Source organism: Bacillus sp. M13(2017) (assembly GCF_002218325.1).
Lineage (GTDB): Bacteria > Bacillota > Bacilli > Bacillales > Bacillaceae_G > Bacillus_A > Bacillus_A thuringiensis_K.
Window position 1 is genome coordinate 484,236 of the sequence record NZ_KZ268500.1, and the last position, 18,180, is coordinate 502,415.

Genomic DNA, 18,180 nt, shown 5'->3' on the forward strand with positions numbered 1-18,180 from the left:
GCTGTATTTACTGGTCTTTCAGTTTCATAGAATATGATACAGTGAAATGGAGGAGTGAGAATATAATGAAAGAATTAAAAGGAAAAATAGAAGATTATACTCGGTTTGGACAAATGCTTCTCGCTGTAAGTACATTGTTAATGGTTGGCTTATTGATTCCGAGTGGAGCAAAAGAGACAATCCAATTTTTTGTTATGATGGGGAGCATCGTTATATTTTTAAGCTTATCGTTCTTTTTCTTTCAGCGTGTGAAAGTGATGCGTGACCAGCTAGAGGAAAATGAATGTGAATAATATTGTTAACTAGAGCGCAGCGAAAAGAAAAAATCTTTTTGTTGCGCTTTTTGTTTTTTGTAGGAAAATATATGCGTTTCGTGTTGACAATGATAATCCTTATCAATTAAAGTAGAATAGTGGTTAATGATTATCATTATCAATTAGAGGTGAAGAAATGAAAAAATCTATTACGCTATTTACAGCGATTTTATCTATTTTTTTCTTGTTAATAGGTTGCAGTGCCAAAGGGGACGGAAAAGCGTCTGCAACCAAAACAGAAAAAGGAAAAAAGAAAATCGAAATTACCGACCTATCAGGAAGAAAGGTAACATTCGATAAAGTGCCAGAAAGTTTTGCAACATTAAGTATGGGAGACATGGATATTATTCATGCTTTAGGTGGAAACATAGTAGGTCGCCCAGATACGAAATTAACTCTTCCAGAGGAGTTAAAGAAAGCACAAGTAATTGGGAATGCACATCAACCGAACTTTGAGCAAATTGCTAGTTTAAAGCCCGATGTACTTGTTGCTAACAATGGATTCCAAAAGAATGTGCCAACGGTTGAAAGACAAGGAACGCAAGTTATCATTTCTTCTGCGAATTCTGTACAAGATATTCAAAAGAATATTGAATTATATGGAACGGTAATGAAGAAAGAAGATAAAGCAAAAGCAATTAATCAAAAAATGAATGATCAAATAAAGAAATATGAGAAAAAGAGCGATGTGAAAGCATTGCTAGTGTATGGCGCACCAGGTACTTATTTAGCGGCATTACCAACATCTTTATCAGGTGATATTTTAGAAAAAACAGGCGGGAAAAATATTGCTTCTGATTTTCCAGAAACGAAAGAATATCCGCAATATGCACAGCTAAGTATAGAACGTATTATTGAGGCGAATCCAGATGTGATTTATTTAATTACACACGGAGATCCAAAAAGTGTGAAAAAAGCATTCGAAGGCGAAATGATGAAAAATGAAGCGTGGAAAAATTTAGCGGCAGTAAAACAAAACCGCGTAGTTATTTTGCCACCTGATTTATTTGGATCTAATCCTGGTACAAAAGTTACAGAAGCAATGGACTTTATGTATAAAAGTATACAAGATGTAAGGAAATGATACGTATGGAAAGTAGTGAAGTAGTAAGAGAAAAGGAACATCCTTTTGCGAAAAAAAGATGGATAATAGCATTCACTTTAGTTGTATTAACAATCCTAGTTCTCTTTTACGGTCTTTTCGCAGGAAGTTTATCCTTTTCTGTACGAGATATTTTAACAGGTATACAAGAGGAAGGTTCGACAGTTCATCGAATTGTATGGGATCTTCGCATACCGAGAGTGCTTATTGGGTTTATAGTAGGAACATGTTTAGCTGCATCTGGTACACTGCTACAAGGGGTTATGAGAAACCCTCTTGCAGATCCTGGTATTATCGGAGTTTCATCTGGAGCAGGCCTTGTAGCAATTGTCATCATGATTTTATTCCCACAGCATCTAGCTTTTTTACCACTAGGGGCGTTTTTAGGAGCTTTCATAACAGCGATGGTTATTTATGCTTTATCATGGCAAAAAGGGGCACCACCTTCAAGAATCGTCTTAGTAGGGGTGTCGATCAATGCATTAATTGGTGCAGCAACGTCAGCATTAATGTTATTACATAGTGACAAAGTACAATCGGTGTTACCGTGGCTAGCGGGCGGTATTGGTGGTGTAAGTTGGGCACATTTAAACATGATTATTTATTATGCAATATTCGCCATTATATTAGCTTTCTTTGGTATTAAGCATATTCGAGTGTTAATGCTTGGAGATGAAATGGCAAAGTTATTAGGACATAATGTGGAAAAAAGTCGGTTTTATTTAATCGTAGTAAGTACATTATTAGCTGGAATTGCAGTAAGTGTGTCTGGTCTTATTGGATTTGTCGGTCTTGTCGTACCACATATGCTACGTTTATTAGTTGGAAATGATTATAGATATTTGCTACCTTTATCATGCCTTGGCGGCGGGGTATTACTTGTTTTTGCGGATGCAATAGCTCGAAGTTGGTTTGACCCAATCGAATTGCCTGTTGGTATTTTACTGTCCTTCTTAGGTGGTCCGTTCTTCTTATATTTAATTCATAGAGGAGGAAAACAAAGTGATTTCCGTTAACAAAGTGTTTTACGCACACTCTGAAAGATTTCAAATGCAAAATATGAATGTACATATTAAGGCTGGAGAAATCGTTAGTTTAATTGGTCCGAATGGATCGGGAAAATCTACTTTGCTTCGTTTAATAGCAAGGCTACTGAAACAAAGCGAAGGGGACATCATTTTAGATGGGAAAAATATTCATATGATGAAGAGTGCTGATGTAGCGAAGCAATTAGCAATGTTACCACAAATGCATGATCATCAATTAGATTTAACAGTGAAAGAACTAATTGAGTTCGGAAGAGGTCCACATAAATCATGGAGTAGCCGCTTAAATAAAGAAGATGAAGAAATTGTTGATTGGGCATTGTCTGTTACAAATCTTGAAGGGTATGAATATCGTCTTTTACATTCTTTATCAGGAGGGGAACGGCAACGTGCTTGGATTGCGATGACGCTAGCGCAACGTACAAATGTCTTATTATTGGATGAACCAACAACCTTTTTAGATATCGTTCACCAGTTGGAAGTAATGGAACTTGTGAAACGATTAAATGAGGAGTTTGGAATGACAATTATAATGGTTTTACATGACATTAACCAAGCTGCTCAATATAGCGATCGTTTACTTGTATTAAAGCGAGGAAAAATTCAGTATGATGGTATACCAGAAGAAGTACTATGCCACGAAATGTTTCAACATGTATTTGGCATAGATGTAGATATTTTTCAGGGAAGTGACAAGCCTTTTTTTACACCGAAACGAATTTTTAAAAGGGGAGAAGAGCGATGCAAACAGAAGAGCGTATTACCACTGAATTAGTAAGAGAATTTGTTATGGCAGCTCACGGGGATTTAGAGAAAGTACAAGAGCTATTGGTTGAATCACCAAGCTTACTTCACGCCTCTTATAATTGGGGTGGATCAGATTGGGAAAGTGCGTTAGGCGCATCGGCACATGTAGGTCGTAAAGATATTGCTCTTTATTTACTAGAAAAGGGTGCTCGTATGGATATTTTCGCGGCAGCTATGCTTGGGGAATTAGAAGTCGTACAAGCTATTTTAGTAGCTCAACCAGAAGCATTACGTGCATCTGGTCCTCATGGTATTTCTCTTCTTCAGCATGCACGAATGGGTGGAGAGAAAGCTAAGCGTGTATATGATTATTTAGCAATACTATCTTAATGAACGAAGGAAGTTCTTATGTGCGGTAAACTTTTCACTTGAAACAATTGGAAAGTTTACCGCCCGTTAGAACGGGATAAGTATCTAGTATATTTGAAAATCCTACACCCCCCTCAATTGTAGTTTTCTTTATGCTAGTTATGATATGGATGCAGTAGACAATATTTGTCTACTGCTTTTTTTGTTTCTATAAGATTGAATATTCTGCGTTATGTAGTTGATTCATTTATAATAAATGGTAACATTTATTGTGCATACAAAATATGATCGTGAAATTAAGAAGAAATTAGTAGAAAGGAGTGAAGGAATGTTTCATACAGACCGTTTACAAATTCGTAAATATACAATGGATGATTTACAGTTCTACGCTTCACTATGGGGAAACGAAAAAGTAATGCGCTATATTGGAAATGGGACGTTAAAAACATATATGCAATGTAAAAAAAGTTTGGAGGAGTGGGTAATTCCTAGCTATAAAAATGGCCTCGGTTTATTTGTATTAATTGAAAAGGAAACGAGGATACGGATTGGTCATGCAGGATTAGTAAAGCAGCAGATAGATGGAAAAGAGGAAATTGAAATTGGTTATTGGTTATTACCTCAGTATTGGGGAAAAGGCTATGCGAAAGAAGCAGCGGCAGCATTTCGAGACTATGGCTTCCAAGCGTTACGAATGAATAAATTAATTTCTCTTATTAATCCGGACCACCCCGCCTCAATCTTTGTTGCTAGAAAAACGGGGCTTAGTTATGAGAAAACAACTTCATTTCATGGGATGGATGTTCTCGTTTATTCCATTAGGCGCATTGGATGAAAAAAGGTTAATTTCATTTTTTGAAGAATGGTATATAAAAATAAAGGGGGGATTACATGTACATTTATCATAATGGACTTATTATTCGTGAGGGAACGAATGGTGTACCTGCATATGCAATTAAGACTTTATTCGAAGATGCCGGTTGGAGCAATGATAATATCCCTTCTTGGCAAATTGAAAAATTCACGATAGCATTTGAAAATTCAACATGGGCATTCACAATTTGGGATGAAGAAGAGATGGTTGCGATGGTTAGAGTCATTTCTGATGGAATCATGGTCGCGAACATAGTAAATTTAGTTGTGAAATGTGAATATAGAGGGAAGGGATTAGGTAAGAAACTTGTCGCTCTTTGTTTGCAAAAGCTACCACATGGTGACTGGTTTGCACATACTTCTGCGAACAATTTTGATTTTTATAGAAGCTGTGGATTTGAAGTTAGAGAGCTATCGAGAAATGGAACATGTGCGTATTATGGATATCAAGTCGCGAGAAGAGATGGTCACCGATAAATGAATGAAAAGTAAAAAGTTTAGCGAGGTAATTTTGAGGCTATTGATAATAGAGAATGGATTGAGGCTCATTTTATGATAAAATAAAAGAAAATTCTGTTTATTGTTAGGGGGATAAAAATGAGCATAAAAGTTGGGGATGTATTTAAATATGAAAGAAGATTTACTGAGGAAGAGGTTTTTGAATTTGCAAATATTACCGGAGATAAAGGCAGACACCATGTGGAATATGATGAAAATGGAAGATTAATGGTCCATGGTTTATTGACTGCTAGCATTGGAACGAAAGTAGGCGAAGAATTACATTACATAGCAAGAGAATTAGTAAGTGAGTTTATTAGACCAGTTTTCACAGGAGATACAATCACTTGTGAATTAACTTTAACAAATGTTGAGCAAATGGAAGGCTATAAAAAAGTTTCAATCGAGTCAGTTTATCGCAATCAACACGAAAAGACTGTACTAGTGGGGACAAGTTATGGAATTATAAGGGGATAAAAAAGAAGCCTGTTTAGCAGGCTTCTTTTTTATTATTTAGTAAACACGTTTTCGATTTTCCGCATAACTAGAGATGAGTAGTAATGCAGTTTCTTCTCCTATATTACGAACAATATGAGGAACGCATGCATTCCATGAGAAAGAATCACCTTCTTCTACAATTGCAATATCTTCACCGTGCTGAACTTCTAGTTTTCCGCGTAATACAAGGTGACATTCTTCCCCTTCATGGGCATTTGGTGAGTTTTCTTTCGGGAATCCAGTAGGTATTTCTACTAAAGATAGGCGAAGGCCCCCTTGCTCAGCGACATGTTCAATTCTTTGTTCATCTTTTCCGTATACACTGTATTTCCGTTCTTCTTTTTTGACAATTTTTAATCGATCTTTTTGCTCTAACAATAAATAGGGAAGGGGAACGTTTAAAAAGTTGGAGATCGTTTCTAAAGTTGAAATAGATGGTGATGTTTTATTATTTTCAACCTGACTCATAAATCCTTTAGAAAGACCTGTTCCCTCGCAAATTTGTGCGATTGTTATGCCTCTACGTTGACGAATTTCACGTATTGCAGAACCAATATTCATAAAATCAAGCTCCTTTTTGTAAACAACTATTTGTATCATAGCAAAAAAAATATATATTTTCCCAGTGAAAATGAATTGACGAATAAAAAAAATTAGTGTATGTTTTGTAATATAAATAAAAGATTTGTATAAGAAAACTATAAAGGAGAGAAAGAAATGAATCAACATATTGGTAACTTAATTATTCGTATCGTGTTAGGGGTAACATTCTTCATGCACGGTTTAACAAAATTCCAATCAGGAATTGACAATATTGCAGGGTGGTTTACAAGCATTGGTTTACCAGGAGGACTTGCATACGGTGTAGCAACATTTGAATTAGTTGGAGGCCTATTATTAATTCTAGGTTTAGGTGTAAGATATATTGGATTATTATTTGCACTTGTTATGGTTGGAGCAATCGTAAAAGTGAAATGGTCAGCTGGTTTATTGGGAGATGGAAAAAATCCTGGTTTCGAATTAGAACTTGCATTATTAGCAATGGGTGCATACTTATTTGTTGCAAAAGCTGATGGTTTTTTAGATAATTTCTTAAAAGAAAAAATGTCAAAGAAGAACTAATTTAAATGGGGGCTAACAAGATGAGTTTTCAACTTCATCCCGATACAACACTTGATGTTGTTCATTTATACGTATCTAATGTAAAGAAATCACTAGAGTTTTATACGGAAGTACTAAGTATGAAGGTGCTAAAAGAAGAAGAAGCAGTCGTTACATTTGGGAATGAAAATGATGAACCACTTCTTATCATTGAAGAAAAGAAAGAAGCTTTTCCGAAGCAAAGAGCAAGAACAGGGTTATATCATTACGCAATTTTATTACCAAGTAGACAGGATTTAGCGAATGTTCTTCGTCATCTTGTAGAGATGGTATATCCACTACATGGCGGAGCCGATCATTACTTTAGTGAAGCTCTTTATTTAGCTGATCCAGATGGAAACGGGATTGAAATTTATCATGATCGACAAAAAGAAGTTTGGCGTGATGAGAATGGAGAACTCCCATTTGTTAGTAACCCGTTAGCTGGTGAAGAATTATTACAGCAAGGAAGTACATGGAATGGATTTCCATCTGGTACTGTGATGGGGCATATTCATTTCCATGTAGCTGATTTAGAGGAAGCGAAACGTTTCTATGTTGATGGTCTTGGTTTTGAAGTAACGATCCCAGCTCGTAATGGAGCGTTGTTCGTATCAGCAGGTGGTTATCATCACCATATCGGCTTAAATACGTGGCAAGGTGAAGGGGTGCCACCGCAAATGCCAGGTTCTGTTGGTTTAAAATATTTCACAATTGTACTAGCGGATGAAAAACAAAAAGAGCAAGTATGTGAAAGCTTAAAAAATATTGGCAAGATTGCTACGTACAAAGATGGAATATTACAAGTCGAGGATCCATTTGGACATTGTATCCATTTCAAAATAAAAGGAGAAGCCTAAAAAGGCTTCTCTTTTTTATTTTCTTATAATTGCATTTTCGTTTTGTAAAAATAGTTCATCAAATTGTTTTGCAAGCTCAAAATCTAGTTTCGTTAAACCTTTTGCATTCCAAGATGACAAAGTAATAATAACTGCTTTATACTGGATAAGGATAAATGGATGGTGATTATGTTCTTCTGATAGTTTGGCGGCTTCAGAGACAAATTCGATTCCTTTTAAGTAGTCGGAAAACATATATTTTCGTTCAATCCATTTCTCATCTTTTACCATCCATTTATCTACCTTCAATAATTCCTCGTGAACTTCTTCTTCAGTTAATCTTAGCATCATTTTTCACATCCTTTACTGGAAGTAACGCAAGACCATTGTTAATAAGGCGTGTTACAGCTTCGTCAGTTGTGAAAGTAGAAAGTTGATGTAGTAATGCTGCCGATGTTTCATGCCCTTTGTTATGCTCTAAAAGTAACTCTAATACTTCAAGGCGCAGCAACCATTCTTTCGCATAAAATTTATTTAATACTTCTTGAATTGCTACTAATTGATCGATATGCGCGTCATGTAAAATCCCCTCACTTCGAATATCTCGAACTGTTTGATACATACGTTCAAGTTCATTCAGTACAAGTGGAGCAGGAATTTCTTGAACTTCTTCATCCATTGGGAAAAATGCTGCTGCATCTGCGGCACCTGGGAATACTGAAGTGATTTGTGAGCCAACAGCCATATCAAATGCGCCCCATGAAGCATCAAATAAAACGCGGGCGTTATAAGTAACTGTACAATCGATAAAGGAAATAAGGGCAATTTTCTTATCGTTTTTCACAATATCTGTTACTGTTCCTTTTACATGAATACCACTTGCAAAAGTAAACTCAGCGATAGTTCCAATTGTAACTCCTAATGATTGTAGTTGTTCGTCTGTACAATTTTCTAATGCAATATTTTCAGTGAGTAATCCAATTGGTGTTCCAAATCCGTCACTGTGTACAGAAGTAGAATGATTCGCTAACTGTTTATTATGAAGCGCTAATGCTGTTGGCGAATTTGTTCGCATGTAAATTAATTCACCTGCATCGTTTTCAATTGTCTCGCTAAATGTACCTGTAATTTGTAATCCGCTATTTAGCTCAGCTGTTGCATAGTTCTCAGAGCGAATTGCTTTTTCTAAACCTTCTTTTCCACCTGTTTTAAAGGCCATTGTTTTAGAAAATGTTTCAAGCGCATCTGTTAATTCTTCAAAGGACTTACAAACAAATAGTTGTGGTTGCATTTTTGTTACGTCATAAGTTGTCCCTGTACATGCTTCGATAGAAAATGGAACTTTTTCTACAGCGTCTGTTAAGCAATGTTTGCTTTCGCCAACAGAAGAAAGGAGACCAGCACCATATATTTTTGGATCATCTATATTTCCAATCAATCCATATTCTACTGTCCACCAGAAAAGACGTGAAATTTGTTCAGCTTCTGATAAACCAGAAACTAAGTTTTGTTTTTCAATTACAGCATTTTCAGCAGCCTTAACTTCATCAGGAGTAGAAGTAGGACTTTCTTTTACTATCGTTAATGTACGAACAGCTTCAAATGCATCATGTTCTTCTTTTGTAGAGAAAGCTTTTGCACCAATTTGCCCAAAACGTTTCACATATTTTGCATATGTAGGATCAAGTAAAATCGGTGCGTGTCCTGCGGCTTCGTGTACGATATCTGGAGCTGGTGTGTACTCGATATTTTCTACTTTCCGAATATCTGTTGCGATTGGTAGTAATCCGTGTCCTTGAAAATCGAAGAATGCTACGCCGGGAATAAGTCCGTCAATCGTTACAGCGCCCCAGCCACTTGGTGCCAAACACTCATTCATTTCTTCTACTTTTGGAATTGAATCTATATTAATACCAGATGATTGTAGTCCGTTCACATAGGCTGGATGAGCAACGTCTTTTAAGAAGCTATGATTTTGTCTCATAATATAACGCCACACAGCGTGATTCACCGGTGTGTATTGATCATAATGTTGTGTGGATACGAATGGTTTTAAATGCGATGGAATTTCTGTTTTCTTTGTCATTTAGACATCCTCCTTTTTTTCAATAAAATTGAATATCGATTTCGTATAGCTTGTATCACCTCCTTTCATTTTTGTAAGCGCTTATAAAATTTTATCATAAGATTCGGAATTATTTAACATATGTTTCTATGAGAAATAGAAAAAGCCCCTATCGGAAAATCCGATAGGGGCGAAAGAATCGCGGTACCACCCTATTTGTAAGTGAAAATATACTTACATCTCAATTAATGATAACGGAAAAATTCCGTCTTTTCCTTCATACATAAAAGCACTACGAAAAAGAAGCTCCAGAATTGTAATTCATACTTATATATGTGCTAATTTCCACCGACCATTAGCTCTCTGTAACAGGGATATAAGATACTACTGCGATTCTTTCAACGCGTATATATGAAATTGTGTAAGAGGATGGATGCAAAAAAGTCCCTATCGGAAAATCCGATAGGGACGATAAAAATCGCGGTACCACCCTATTTGTAAACAACTAATTGTTTACCACTCACTTTACGATAACGGAAAGATCCGTCTTTCTCTTCATGCATAAAAAGCATTACGGGAAAGAAGCTCCAGAATTGTAATTCACGCTTGTATATGTACTGATTCGCACCAACCATCAGTTCTCTGAGACAGTGATATAAGTCGCTACTAGTATTCCTTCAAAGCCGATATATAATTCGTTCAACTAAACTATGTTTTGTATTATAAAACTATATTAAAAAAATTGTCAACAAAAATTTTTTATCCCGTGTTAATGAGCAGTAAAATTCCTACCTCAAAATTCAGTGGAAGTAAAGAAGTAAGATGGGAGCCTAACTGCTCGTGAACCCCCGATTGGTGAAGGCTAATAATCAGTGGGGATGAACGAAATCTCCACTGATTAAAGTTTCACTTTATTTCACTTCTAAATTAACAGTTAAATTAGAGGTATTGCCAGCTGCATCAGTTGCTACAATGTGAATAGTATTTTTTCCTTCTTGTAATTGAGTACGATCGAAATAAATGTCATAGCTTTTCTCCCAAGGGTTCAGGAATGCCTGTTCCCATACACCATTTCCGTTAGTTTCATATTGCATTCTCACTGGAATGCCAGGTGCTATCCAACCAGATTCTGACATCCAATCTAGTAGAATATCATCAACTTTTCCTCTAATTACAAGATTTTCTTGGTCAACCTCATGTGTTAACTTAGGTGCAGTTCGATCAAGGAATACAGCAGCTGTTTGCTTTGTTTCTCCGCCAGAATTAGAAGCAACTGCTTCAATTTGATATAAACCATCCGCGAGTGGTGATCCATCTACTTTTGTACCATCCCATTTGAACGGTTTATAACCTGCTGTTTCATTTTTACCTTCATAAATGATTCCTTCGTATGTCACACGTTCTTTTGTAACTAAGTTACCATGTAACGTTACATCTTCAACAGGAGAAACTAAATAGTAGTTGATGAGATTATCATCTAATATGTTATCCCCGTTTGGACTAAAAGTAGAATTCACAATTTCGAGACCATCAATTCGTTTATAATCTTTAGGATCGATACTAAATGTAAATGGAATTCGAATTTCTTCTTTTGCTCCTTGCTCTTTTACATATACATTCCCAGTATACACACCTTGTGGTAGTGAGCTATCGACAGTGATAGTAAATGGTTTTTCCGTATTACTATTTGGTTGTACGCTAATCGATGAAGGAACAGAATCTTTTACTTTTGTTTTTGTGGTTGCATCTAGTAATTCTACACGAGTTGAAAAGCTTTTCTTTTTACTAGAAAGATTTTGTAACGTAATATTTTGCATCAGTTTTACTTTACCACTGTTTGGCTTTATAAGACCGAAGCTGATATTGTTAGGCTTTACTAATACATTTGTTTGAACAGCTTTTGGAATGTTAATTAAGCCAGATCCTTGCGTCATAACAGGATACGTATTTTCATTAACATCTTTTAAAGTTTTTGCTGTATTGGCAAGTGATGCTTTTAATTGTTCCGTCGTCCAATCAGGGTGCATTTGACGCAGGAGGGCAACCGCTCCAGCTACTTGCGGAGCAGCCATACTTGTTCCGTTATGCGATTCATAGCCGCCTCGTGGTACTGTACTAGTAATTTGTACGCCAGGTGCAACGATATCTGGTTTTATAAGCCAGCTTCCTTGTGACGGACCTCTGGAACTAAAGTTTCCAATTAATTCAGTCGGAACCGGTTGTCTAATTTTTATATTTTTCTTGCGCTTTGTAATTAAGTTTTTCAACTCTTCACCGTTTACATTGGATAATTGCATAACTGGAAGGGCTAGGTTTTCACGTGTAAAGTATTCAGGCATAATATTGATTTCTTTTTCTGTAGAAATGAATAGTACACCAATTGCACCAGCTTGCTTCGCTTGTTCAGCTTTTACTAACGTACTAGAAGTACCTTGTAAAACAAGTGCAAATTTTCCTTTCACATCTTGTTTTGCATAATCGCTTGGATTACCATAGCCAACATATACAAGTGGAGAAGCATTTCCTATTGGGAAATCTGATTTTGATAACGGTAATCCTTGGTAGGTTTTGCTGGAACCAGCTATTTGGAATGTTGGAAACGGAATAGAAACTGTAGATGTTCCAACTGATATCACGCTACTTGCATTCCCAGGTGCATCAACAGACCAAGGTTTTGGACCATCATTTCCATTGGAAACGACTGCAGTAACCCCAAGCTTTGCTGCACGTTCTAACGTTAAAGTTACAGGCTGATCAGGTACATTTAAATCTTGTCCAAGGGATAGATTTAACACATCAGCACCATCTTGAATCGCTCGTTCAATACCTTGAATAATATCATCTGTTGTACCAGTACCACCGTCATTCATGACACGATAAGCTAAAATAGAAGCATTTGGAGCAACGCCTTTAATTTTTCCATTACCAGCAATAATTCCAGCTACATGAGTACCATGTACGTTACCATCCATTGGATCGTTGTCTTCATCGACAGTGTCATATCCACCAATATAATTTGCCTTTAAGTCAGGGTGTGTATAGTCTACGCCAGAGTCGATAATAGCTACTTTCATACCTTTTCCATCAAGAGGTTTGCCAGAGGGGTCTTTTAAATTCCAAGCTTTAGGCGCACCAATTGTCGGTCCACCGATATTAGGTACTTCTTCGTTAGTAGCGCTTTTCGTTGTTTCGTGCAATTTATATGTTAAGTTCGGATAGATTGTCTTTACTTCAGGTAAAGAAGCAAGAGCAGTAATTTGATCTCCTGGAACTGAAATAGAGAAACCGGAAAATAACGTATTATAAACTTCTTTAATTTTTGCACCAGGTGCTTTTTCTTTTATTTTCTTAGTCGTCTCTTGTTGTGCTTTTTTTAGCTCGGCATGATAAGACTGTGCATTACTATTTTGTAAATCTGGAGCATGCTGAATGTTACTTTGCGCAGCAAGAGGCGCATGTTGCAATTCTACAATTACAGATATTTCTTTTGTTGTTTTCGTTTCAACATTTTGAGCAATTTTATGTTCTCCCCACTGTTCAATCGTTGTTTTTAATTGTGGACTAAATTGCTTCTCCTTTTGTATTGATTCAGCATGAGCGCTTAAAGCTCCAAAACTAGAAAAGACGAGTACCATACTTAATAGTGTAGATGTAGTTTTTTTCATTGAGACTCCCCCTAATAAAAAGTGCTAATATTCCGAAATATAATCTTACAAATTTCTCTTAAATTACATAATCGGATGTTAGCTAAACTATATTTTCGGTATAATTCATACTAATCCTCTATGAATTGAAAATTTCTTGAGAAATTTTTTCTGATTATGTCGAATAGGTATTTTTCACATATTGTAGGTGGACATTGAGGAATGCTATGAGGGAAATGGAGGAGTGTTATGAAAAAGGCTATAGCAAGTGTCACCGCATTATTATTCATATTTTTAAGTTCAATTACTATTACTAAAGCAGAAAATAGTGGAGTGAAAATTGCTTTTATTCGTCATCATGACCTCTGGATTAAAGTTGATGGAAAAGAAAAACAACTTACAAAAGGAGAATACATAACAGGACCGAAATGGTCATATGATGGGGAGTGGCTAGCATATGTAAAAGGGAAGAAACAAAGTACTCTTGAGTTATATCGGCTGAAAGATGGAAAGAAAGTTACGCCGTTTCACTTAGAAGTATCAAATTATCAATGGTCACCAATAGAAAATATAATTGCATTTATATTTACAGGTACATTACATACATTTGAGGTAGAAAAAAAGAATGCTGATTTTGAAAATGTATCAGCTGGTGTAGGTGATTATGCATGGTACCCTGATGGAAAGAACTTTCTTATATCATCTGAAGCACACTTACTTCCAACAGGATGGACAGGAGCCCAGCTATATGAAGTGCAAAAAGATGCACATATGAATCCTCACAAAATGAAGCATTTGTATGCATTGCCAAATGAGCATGATGATTTTCTAGCGCTAGTTGCAAGTGGATTTGAGTGGTCACCAGATCGAAAGTGGATTTCATTTTTAGCGGTACCGACAGCTTCATGGTCAGCTGATAGTAATACGCTTTGCTTAGTTCGAGCAGATGGCAGCCGGTTTGAAAAGATAGACCAAATGTTATTAAACACACAATGGTTCAAATGGGCGCCATCTAGCAACATATTAGCCTATATTGAAGGAAGCGGGAGAGTTGCGTTAGAGAATAAACATTTAAAAGTAAAAGAATTGCCAGTACTTCAGCAGAACACATTTACGCCGAAAGGATATGTCGATTGGGATTTTGCATGGAAGAACCACAAAGTAATTATCGTTTCGAGGGCAAAAGAGGCAGGAATAGAAACTCCGCCGGAAAAAAGGCCACTGCCATCTTTATATGAGATTGATCGTACAAGCGATAAACAACATCAAATTACAAAGCCACCTCATGAGCAGGGTGATTATCATCCAATCTTTATAAAGAAGAACAATCACTTAATATGGATACGTTCAGACCGTAAGAAAGCCAATGTATGGCTTGCCAATAGTGATGGAAAGCAAGAAAAGAAGTGGATTGAAAATATAGATGTACCAGAGTGGTATTATGAGAAATGGAATTGGGAAAATGTCATTTCGGTAAAAGAAGAATAAAAAACCTGCCTAAAAGATAATTTTAGGCAGGTTTTTATTGTTATTTATGCGTTTTATTTGGCTTTTTTTTCGCTGGGTTTCCGTTCCCTTGGCGCTTTCTATTTTGTTCATCTTTTGCTTGTTTTTCATGCAGTGTATCTAAAAAATCATTCGAGTTACTCATTTTTATATCGCTCCTTTCATTTCGTTCTAATTACTATAACCATTTAGGAGGATAATCATGAGATAAAAGTTAAGCACTTAGTTTTCTTCTATAGTATACGTAAAATATGCCATACGTAATAAATAGCATAAATAAAATTTGTAGCTCTACATTTTCTTTTAAAATAGTTGCGACAGAAGGTGGTAAGTAAGGTGACGCGTTGCTCGTTTCTACACCTAACCATTTGTTTAAGAGGTTAATGATACAAAACATAAAAACACCAGACCAGCTTGCAATAATTGCTTTCTGCTTAATTTTTGTTTCCCGTTCATCATCTGTAATCCAAGGATTAGCAGTTTTATCACTACTAAAAAATCCGTTTATATATACCCATATGATCATTCCGATTAAGATGGTTATCCATTTCATATTTGTGATTCCCCTCTCTCTTGTAAAAAGTATTTGACATATCGGTTTTTTATATAGCAGGAATAATGGATGAGATAGGGAAGAAATTATGTTGAAGGATTTCATAGAGAGAGGAGGGTGGGTATGAAACTCGTCTTTGTTCGGCACGGTGAAGGAGAACATACAAAGGACTTGCCGTCAAGTTTACAAGTGTTGCATCCCCCATTAACGGATGAGGGAAGGAATCAGGCTAAATTACTTCAATGCAATGTGCCATTGCAAGAAACGGATATATTAATTGCTAGTCCTACACTTAGAACTTTACAAACGGCGACAATATGGAGTGAGAAGGTAGCTTGTCAAAAAATCGTCCATCCATATGTATCCCCGCGTATTTTTCCTTATCGAGAAGAAGCGAGAACATTACCGTGCGATTATATAGTAGATCAGGGAATGATAACAAAGTTATTTCCGCATTTTTCGATAGAGAAAAGCTCAAATAATCAGTTATGGAAGGAAGGTATAAACACTATTTCAAAGAATAGTTTTCAGCAAATAGTAGATGAATTTCTTCTTTGGTGTTATGAACTGAGTGTTGAAAGAATTTGCATTGTATCCCACGATGGAACAATTACAGCATATAGGCAATATTTACAGAAAGTCGTTTTAACTAGATCAGATTTTTTGCAGGAAACGGGCATATATGAAATGGATTTATACCATAAAATTCTGATTGATAAGGGCTGATTATAGGATGGGGTTGTATGTTGAATATTGCATTAGTAGTTGGTTTTAATTCGGATTTAGAGGCGCAATCAATCCGAGCATCTCTTGAATATTTTGGTGCAAGGGTTGTGACATATTGGATTGGTAGACCGAAAGATTTTGTGGAAGTTCTTTCTGGAAAGAACTTATTTAATGGTATTAATTATATTATTTTTTGCTTTCATGGTGAAGAAGGGAAGTTTGTCATGGAAGAGTTAGGCGAAGAAGTATATGAACAAGATGAACCGAGAGGGTATTTTGGTACAGAAGAAATTTATGAATATGCAAAATTGCATAATACACATATTGTAAATAGCGGGTGCACGTTAGGGGAGCAAAATCTAGCAAAATCTTTTTTACATAGTGGTGCGAAATCGTATATTGGATCGATTGATTATGTAGATGGAAATGCAGCACTTATGTTTACTATACGCTTATTTTATGGGGTTATTAACCATGGGAAAACGTTAGAAGAAGCGTTTCAAGAAGCAAGTTTAATTGATGAGGAGACACATACATTTCGATTCTATAATTAGTGTGAAACACGTTTATTCTATATTCGAATAAACGTGTTTCACATTTAACTCACATTTTTTTTACAATTTTTTCAATGAAAATGATTATCACCTGTGGTATGATATGTTCAAGTTTTTACAGGTAATAAAAGTTACTATATAAACGTTAGTTTTTAATGTTTCATACACATGTCACGGATTATTCATAATTAACGTTTGAAAAATAAGTAACTAATGTTATTATATTATCTGTAACTAATTTAATTACAACTTTAGGAGGAAGATATGGTTATTCAATTTTTAAGAGAAAACAAAGCAGTTTCTTTTGTATTAGCAGTAATTCGAGTATATCTTGGTTACACATGGTTAATGGCTGGAATCGGTAAACTACAAGGGAAAGGATTCGATGCAACAGGTTATTTGCAAGGTGCAATTGAAAAATCTAAAGGTGCACAACCGGCTGTTCAATCTTGGTGGGCATCATTCTTACAAGAATTTGCAATTCCAAATGTAGATTTGTTTAATACACTTGTAACATGGGGAGAAATTTTAGTAGGAATTGGTTTAATTGTAGGCTGTTTAACAAAAACAGCGGTCTTTTTTGGCCTTGTAATGAACTTTTCCTATATGTTTAGTGGGTCAATTGGAGTGAATCCTGAAATGGTTATCTTATCTATGTTCGTTCTGGTTTCTGGTATGAATGCTGGTAAATTTGGAATTGACGGCTTCGTTATCCCAAAAGTATTAGGATCAAAAACTCAAAAACGCCAAAAGCAAGCTGCTTAATATATGAAAACGGGTATCTCAAAATGAGATACCCGTTTATGTTATTTTTCAGATTGTATCGGATTGTTTTTAAAGAATTCTTTTACATAACCAACAAATTCTTGTGGCTCTTGACGAAACGGTGCATGATAACCTTTTTCGATAATATGGAAGGTACTATTCTTTAAGAATTGATGATACGTTTCTCCTTCTTTCCATGAAACGCTACTATCATTTCTTCCCCATATAATTAAAGTTGGCTGTTTCATTTCATTTGCATTAATTTTAAGACGCCTAGGCCATAATTTCATTTTATTATAATGCTCTTCATCATTACGTTTGAATTTCACTTTGCTTTCATCATAATCTGCAATAGAAGAAACGGCATTTAAATCAGTCGACAATTGTGGTTTTGGTGAGCCTTGTTTATTAACGAATGTATGAGGGCCACCTGTAGCATCAGTTAAAATAAGGTGAGTAACTGCTTCAGGATATAAATATGTTAAATTTAGAGAAATTTCTCCCCCCATGGAATGACCCAGTATTGCGAATGAATCATACCCTAGTTTTTTCATTAATTTATAATACAAATTTGCATGAGTTGGAAAAGAATAATAAAAATCCATTGGTTTAGATGAGCGCCCGAATCCTAAAGCATCTACAGAAATAATTGTATGATCTTTTGCTAAATCGGAGTAAATCTTTTGAAAACCATCTGATGACCCTCCAAAGCCATGAATCATAAGTAAAGGTGGTTTTTCATTACCAATTTTTTTAAAGTAAATGGTTTGACCATCTATTTCTACCATTTTTTCCTCGGTAGCTAGTTTCGCTGTAATTGTATTTTTCACTTGCTTTACTTGTTCTACTGGCTTTTCTGTTGCACTACATCCTACTAATAGTGTAAGAGTAAGACAACCTACCATAAAATAGCTAAATCGCTTCAATTAGGTGTCTCCTTT

At 35.8% G+C, this 18,180-nt stretch carries 21 protein-coding genes and 2 other annotated features; of the genes, 14 read left to right on the forward strand and 7 right to left on the reverse strand.

Features of this window, described 5'->3' with window-relative positions; all coding sequences use genetic code 11:
* Window positions 1-65 precede the first annotated feature (65 nt).
* From CGQ22_RS02760 to CGQ22_RS02800, 8 genes are all read left to right on the forward strand, one after another.
* Window positions 66-293, forward strand: a complete 228-nt coding sequence (locus CGQ22_RS02760) for a YrhC family protein (RefSeq protein WP_000661265.1) — start codon at window positions 66-68, stop codon at window positions 291-293.
* A 157-nt stretch (window positions 294-450) separates the two neighbouring features.
* A complete protein-coding gene (locus tag CGQ22_RS02770; protein WP_000748478.1) occupies window positions 451-1,398 on the forward strand; it encodes an ABC transporter substrate-binding protein in 948 nt (315 codons plus the stop codon).
* A gap of 5 nt (window positions 1,399-1,403) precedes the next feature.
* A complete protein-coding gene (locus CGQ22_RS02775) occupies window positions 1,404-2,432 on the forward strand; it encodes a FecCD family ABC transporter permease (RefSeq protein WP_002164188.1) in 1,029 nt (342 codons plus the stop codon).
* Entirely contained in the window at window positions 2,419-3,237 is an 819-nt protein-coding gene (locus tag CGQ22_RS02780) for an ABC transporter ATP-binding protein (RefSeq protein ID WP_000626529.1), read from the forward strand. The genes CGQ22_RS02775 and CGQ22_RS02780 overlap by 14 nt, the downstream gene beginning before the upstream one ends.
* Complete coding sequence (locus CGQ22_RS02785; protein WP_001192765.1) at window positions 3,204-3,599, forward strand: ankyrin repeat domain-containing protein; 396 nt, start codon at window positions 3,204-3,206, stop codon at window positions 3,597-3,599. The genes CGQ22_RS02780 and CGQ22_RS02785 overlap by 34 nt, the downstream gene beginning before the upstream one ends.
* 235 nt (window positions 3,600-3,834) lie before the next feature.
* A complete protein-coding gene (locus CGQ22_RS02790) occupies window positions 3,835-4,413 on the forward strand; it encodes a GNAT family N-acetyltransferase (protein WP_000256013.1) in 579 nt (192 codons plus the stop codon).
* 56 nt (window positions 4,414-4,469) lie between these two features.
* Window positions 4,470-4,928 carry a GNAT family N-acetyltransferase gene (locus CGQ22_RS02795; RefSeq protein WP_000276119.1) on the forward strand — a complete coding sequence of 153 codons (459 nt, stop codon included), beginning with the start codon at window positions 4,470-4,472 and terminating at the stop codon, window positions 4,926-4,928.
* Window positions 4,929-5,048: 120 nt separating this feature from the next.
* Window positions 5,049-5,426, forward strand: coding sequence for a hotdog family protein (locus CGQ22_RS02800; protein ID WP_000025015.1), 378 nt, complete (start codon window positions 5,049-5,051; stop codon window positions 5,424-5,426).
* 36 nt (window positions 5,427-5,462) lie between these two features.
* On the opposite strand, the gene CGQ22_RS02805 is transcribed toward CGQ22_RS02800, so the two are convergent.
* Window positions 5,463-6,008, reverse strand: a complete 546-nt coding sequence (locus CGQ22_RS02805) for a helix-turn-helix domain-containing protein (protein WP_001020693.1) — start codon at window positions 6,006-6,008, stop codon at window positions 5,463-5,465.
* Between the two features lie 156 nt (window positions 6,009-6,164).
* On the opposite strand from CGQ22_RS02805, the gene CGQ22_RS02810 reads away from it, so the two are divergent.
* Entirely contained in the window at window positions 6,165-6,569 is a 405-nt protein-coding gene (locus CGQ22_RS02810) for a DoxX family protein (RefSeq protein WP_089148276.1), read from the forward strand.
* A gap of 20 nt (window positions 6,570-6,589) precedes the next feature.
* Window positions 6,590-7,447, forward strand: coding sequence for a VOC family protein (locus CGQ22_RS02815; protein ID WP_000009836.1), 858 nt, complete (start codon window positions 6,590-6,592; stop codon window positions 7,445-7,447).
* 15 nt (window positions 7,448-7,462) lie between these two features.
* On the opposite strand, the gene CGQ22_RS02820 is transcribed toward CGQ22_RS02815, so the two are convergent.
* The 3 genes from CGQ22_RS02820 to CGQ22_RS02830 form a co-directional block, all read right to left on the reverse strand.
* Window positions 7,463-7,777: a 4a-hydroxytetrahydrobiopterin dehydratase gene (locus tag CGQ22_RS02820; protein ID WP_000979536.1), complete on the reverse strand. Its 315-nt coding sequence runs from the start codon at window positions 7,775-7,777 to the stop codon at window positions 7,463-7,465.
* The gene (locus tag CGQ22_RS02825; protein WP_000163215.1) at window positions 7,758-9,512 is read right to left on the reverse strand and encodes an aromatic amino acid hydroxylase; all 1,755 of its coding nucleotides are present in this window, start codon (window positions 9,510-9,512) and stop codon (window positions 7,758-7,760) included. Before CGQ22_RS02825 ends, CGQ22_RS02820 begins: the two co-directional genes overlap by 20 nt.
* Before the next feature lie 162 nt (window positions 9,513-9,674).
* Window positions 9,675-9,902, reverse strand: a binding site (T-box leader).
* A 50-nt stretch (window positions 9,903-9,952) separates the two neighbouring features.
* Window positions 9,953-10,181 (reverse strand) — a binding site (T-box leader).
* 221 nt (window positions 10,182-10,402) lie between these two features.
* The gene (locus tag CGQ22_RS02830; protein WP_089148277.1) at window positions 10,403-13,156 is read right to left on the reverse strand and encodes a S8 family peptidase; all 2,754 of its coding nucleotides are present in this window, start codon (window positions 13,154-13,156) and stop codon (window positions 10,403-10,405) included.
* A gap of 228 nt (window positions 13,157-13,384) precedes the next feature.
* Here CGQ22_RS02830 and CGQ22_RS02835 point away from each other — a divergent pair, with 228 nt between their 5' ends.
* A complete protein-coding gene (locus CGQ22_RS02835) occupies window positions 13,385-14,623 on the forward strand; it encodes an eIF2A-related protein (protein WP_089148278.1) in 1,239 nt (412 codons plus the stop codon).
* A gap of 40 nt (window positions 14,624-14,663) precedes the next feature.
* On the opposite strand, the gene CGQ22_RS02840 is transcribed toward CGQ22_RS02835, so the two are convergent.
* On the reverse strand, window positions 14,664-14,786 hold the full coding sequence (locus CGQ22_RS02840) for a DUF4023 domain-containing protein (protein ID WP_000071861.1): 123 nt from the start codon (window positions 14,784-14,786) through the stop codon (window positions 14,664-14,666).
* Window positions 14,787-14,855: 69 nt separating this feature from the next.
* Window positions 14,856-15,194, reverse strand: a complete 339-nt coding sequence (locus tag CGQ22_RS02845; protein ID WP_000871283.1) for a hypothetical protein — start codon at window positions 15,192-15,194, stop codon at window positions 14,856-14,858.
* A gap of 123 nt (window positions 15,195-15,317) precedes the next feature.
* Between CGQ22_RS02845 and CGQ22_RS02850 the strand changes: the two genes are divergently transcribed.
* From CGQ22_RS02850 to CGQ22_RS02860, 3 genes are all read left to right on the forward strand, one after another.
* Window positions 15,318-15,920 (forward strand): histidine phosphatase family protein, encoded by a 603-nt coding sequence (locus tag CGQ22_RS02850; RefSeq protein ID WP_000779734.1) that lies wholly within the window; start codon window positions 15,318-15,320, stop codon window positions 15,918-15,920.
* A 17-nt stretch (window positions 15,921-15,937) separates the two neighbouring features.
* The gene (locus tag CGQ22_RS02855) at window positions 15,938-16,474 is read left to right on the forward strand and encodes a hypothetical protein (protein WP_000931926.1); all 537 of its coding nucleotides are present in this window, start codon (window positions 15,938-15,940) and stop codon (window positions 16,472-16,474) included.
* Between the two features lie 264 nt (window positions 16,475-16,738).
* The gene (locus CGQ22_RS02860; protein ID WP_000236609.1) at window positions 16,739-17,239 is read left to right on the forward strand and encodes a DoxX family protein; all 501 of its coding nucleotides are present in this window, start codon (window positions 16,739-16,741) and stop codon (window positions 17,237-17,239) included.
* 41 nt (window positions 17,240-17,280) lie between these two features.
* Here the strand turns inward: CGQ22_RS02860 and CGQ22_RS02865 are convergent, their stop codons facing one another.
* A complete protein-coding gene (locus CGQ22_RS02865) occupies window positions 17,281-18,165 on the reverse strand; it encodes an alpha/beta fold hydrolase (protein ID WP_000819832.1) in 885 nt (294 codons plus the stop codon).
* Window positions 18,166-18,180 lie beyond the last annotated feature (15 nt).

What these genes read in the sequence shown, in the direction of transcription:
- CGQ22_RS02760 (WP_000661265.1), top strand. Translation starts at nt 66, where the DNA reads ATGAAAGAATTAAAAGGAAAAATAGAAGATTATACTCGGTTTGGACAA.
- CGQ22_RS02770 (WP_000748478.1), top strand. Translation starts at nt 451, where the DNA reads ATGAAAAAATCTATTACGCTATTTACAGCGATTTTATCTATTTTTTTC.
- CGQ22_RS02775 (WP_002164188.1), top strand. Translation starts at nt 1,404, where the DNA reads ATGGAAAGTAGTGAAGTAGTAAGAGAAAAGGAACATCCTTTTGCGAAA.
- CGQ22_RS02785 (WP_001192765.1), top strand. Translation starts at nt 3,204, where the DNA reads ATGCAAACAGAAGAGCGTATTACCACTGAATTAGTAAGAGAATTTGTT.
- CGQ22_RS02790 (WP_000256013.1), top strand. Translation starts at nt 3,835, where the DNA reads ATGGTAACATTTATTGTGCATACAAAATATGATCGTGAAATTAAGAAG.
- CGQ22_RS02795 (WP_000276119.1), top strand. Translation starts at nt 4,470, where the DNA reads ATGTACATTTATCATAATGGACTTATTATTCGTGAGGGAACGAATGGT.
- CGQ22_RS02800 (WP_000025015.1), top strand. Translation starts at nt 5,049, where the DNA reads ATGAGCATAAAAGTTGGGGATGTATTTAAATATGAAAGAAGATTTACT.
- CGQ22_RS02805 (WP_001020693.1), bottom strand. Translation starts at nt 6,008, where the DNA reads ATGAATATTGGTTCTGCAATACGTGAAATTCGTCAACGTAGAGGCATA.
- CGQ22_RS02810 (WP_089148276.1), top strand. Translation starts at nt 6,165, where the DNA reads ATGAATCAACATATTGGTAACTTAATTATTCGTATCGTGTTAGGGGTA.
- CGQ22_RS02815 (WP_000009836.1), top strand. Translation starts at nt 6,590, where the DNA reads ATGAGTTTTCAACTTCATCCCGATACAACACTTGATGTTGTTCATTTA.
- CGQ22_RS02820 (WP_000979536.1), bottom strand. Translation starts at nt 7,777, where the DNA reads ATGATGCTAAGATTAACTGAAGAAGAAGTTCACGAGGAATTATTGAAG.
- CGQ22_RS02825 (WP_000163215.1), bottom strand. Translation starts at nt 9,512, where the DNA reads ATGACAAAGAAAACAGAAATTCCATCGCATTTAAAACCATTCGTATCC.
- CGQ22_RS02830 (WP_089148277.1), bottom strand. Translation starts at nt 13,156, where the DNA reads ATGAAAAAAACTACATCTACACTATTAAGTATGGTACTCGTCTTTTCT.
- CGQ22_RS02835 (WP_089148278.1), top strand. Translation starts at nt 13,385, where the DNA reads ATGAAAAAGGCTATAGCAAGTGTCACCGCATTATTATTCATATTTTTA.
- CGQ22_RS02840 (WP_000071861.1), bottom strand. Translation starts at nt 14,786, where the DNA reads ATGAGTAACTCGAATGATTTTTTAGATACACTGCATGAAAAACAAGCA.
- CGQ22_RS02845 (WP_000871283.1), bottom strand. Translation starts at nt 15,194, where the DNA reads ATGAAATGGATAACCATCTTAATCGGAATGATCATATGGGTATATATA.
- CGQ22_RS02850 (WP_000779734.1), top strand. Translation starts at nt 15,318, where the DNA reads ATGAAACTCGTCTTTGTTCGGCACGGTGAAGGAGAACATACAAAGGAC.
- CGQ22_RS02855 (WP_000931926.1), top strand. Translation starts at nt 15,938, where the DNA reads ATGTTGAATATTGCATTAGTAGTTGGTTTTAATTCGGATTTAGAGGCG.
- CGQ22_RS02860 (WP_000236609.1), top strand. Translation starts at nt 16,739, where the DNA reads ATGGTTATTCAATTTTTAAGAGAAAACAAAGCAGTTTCTTTTGTATTA.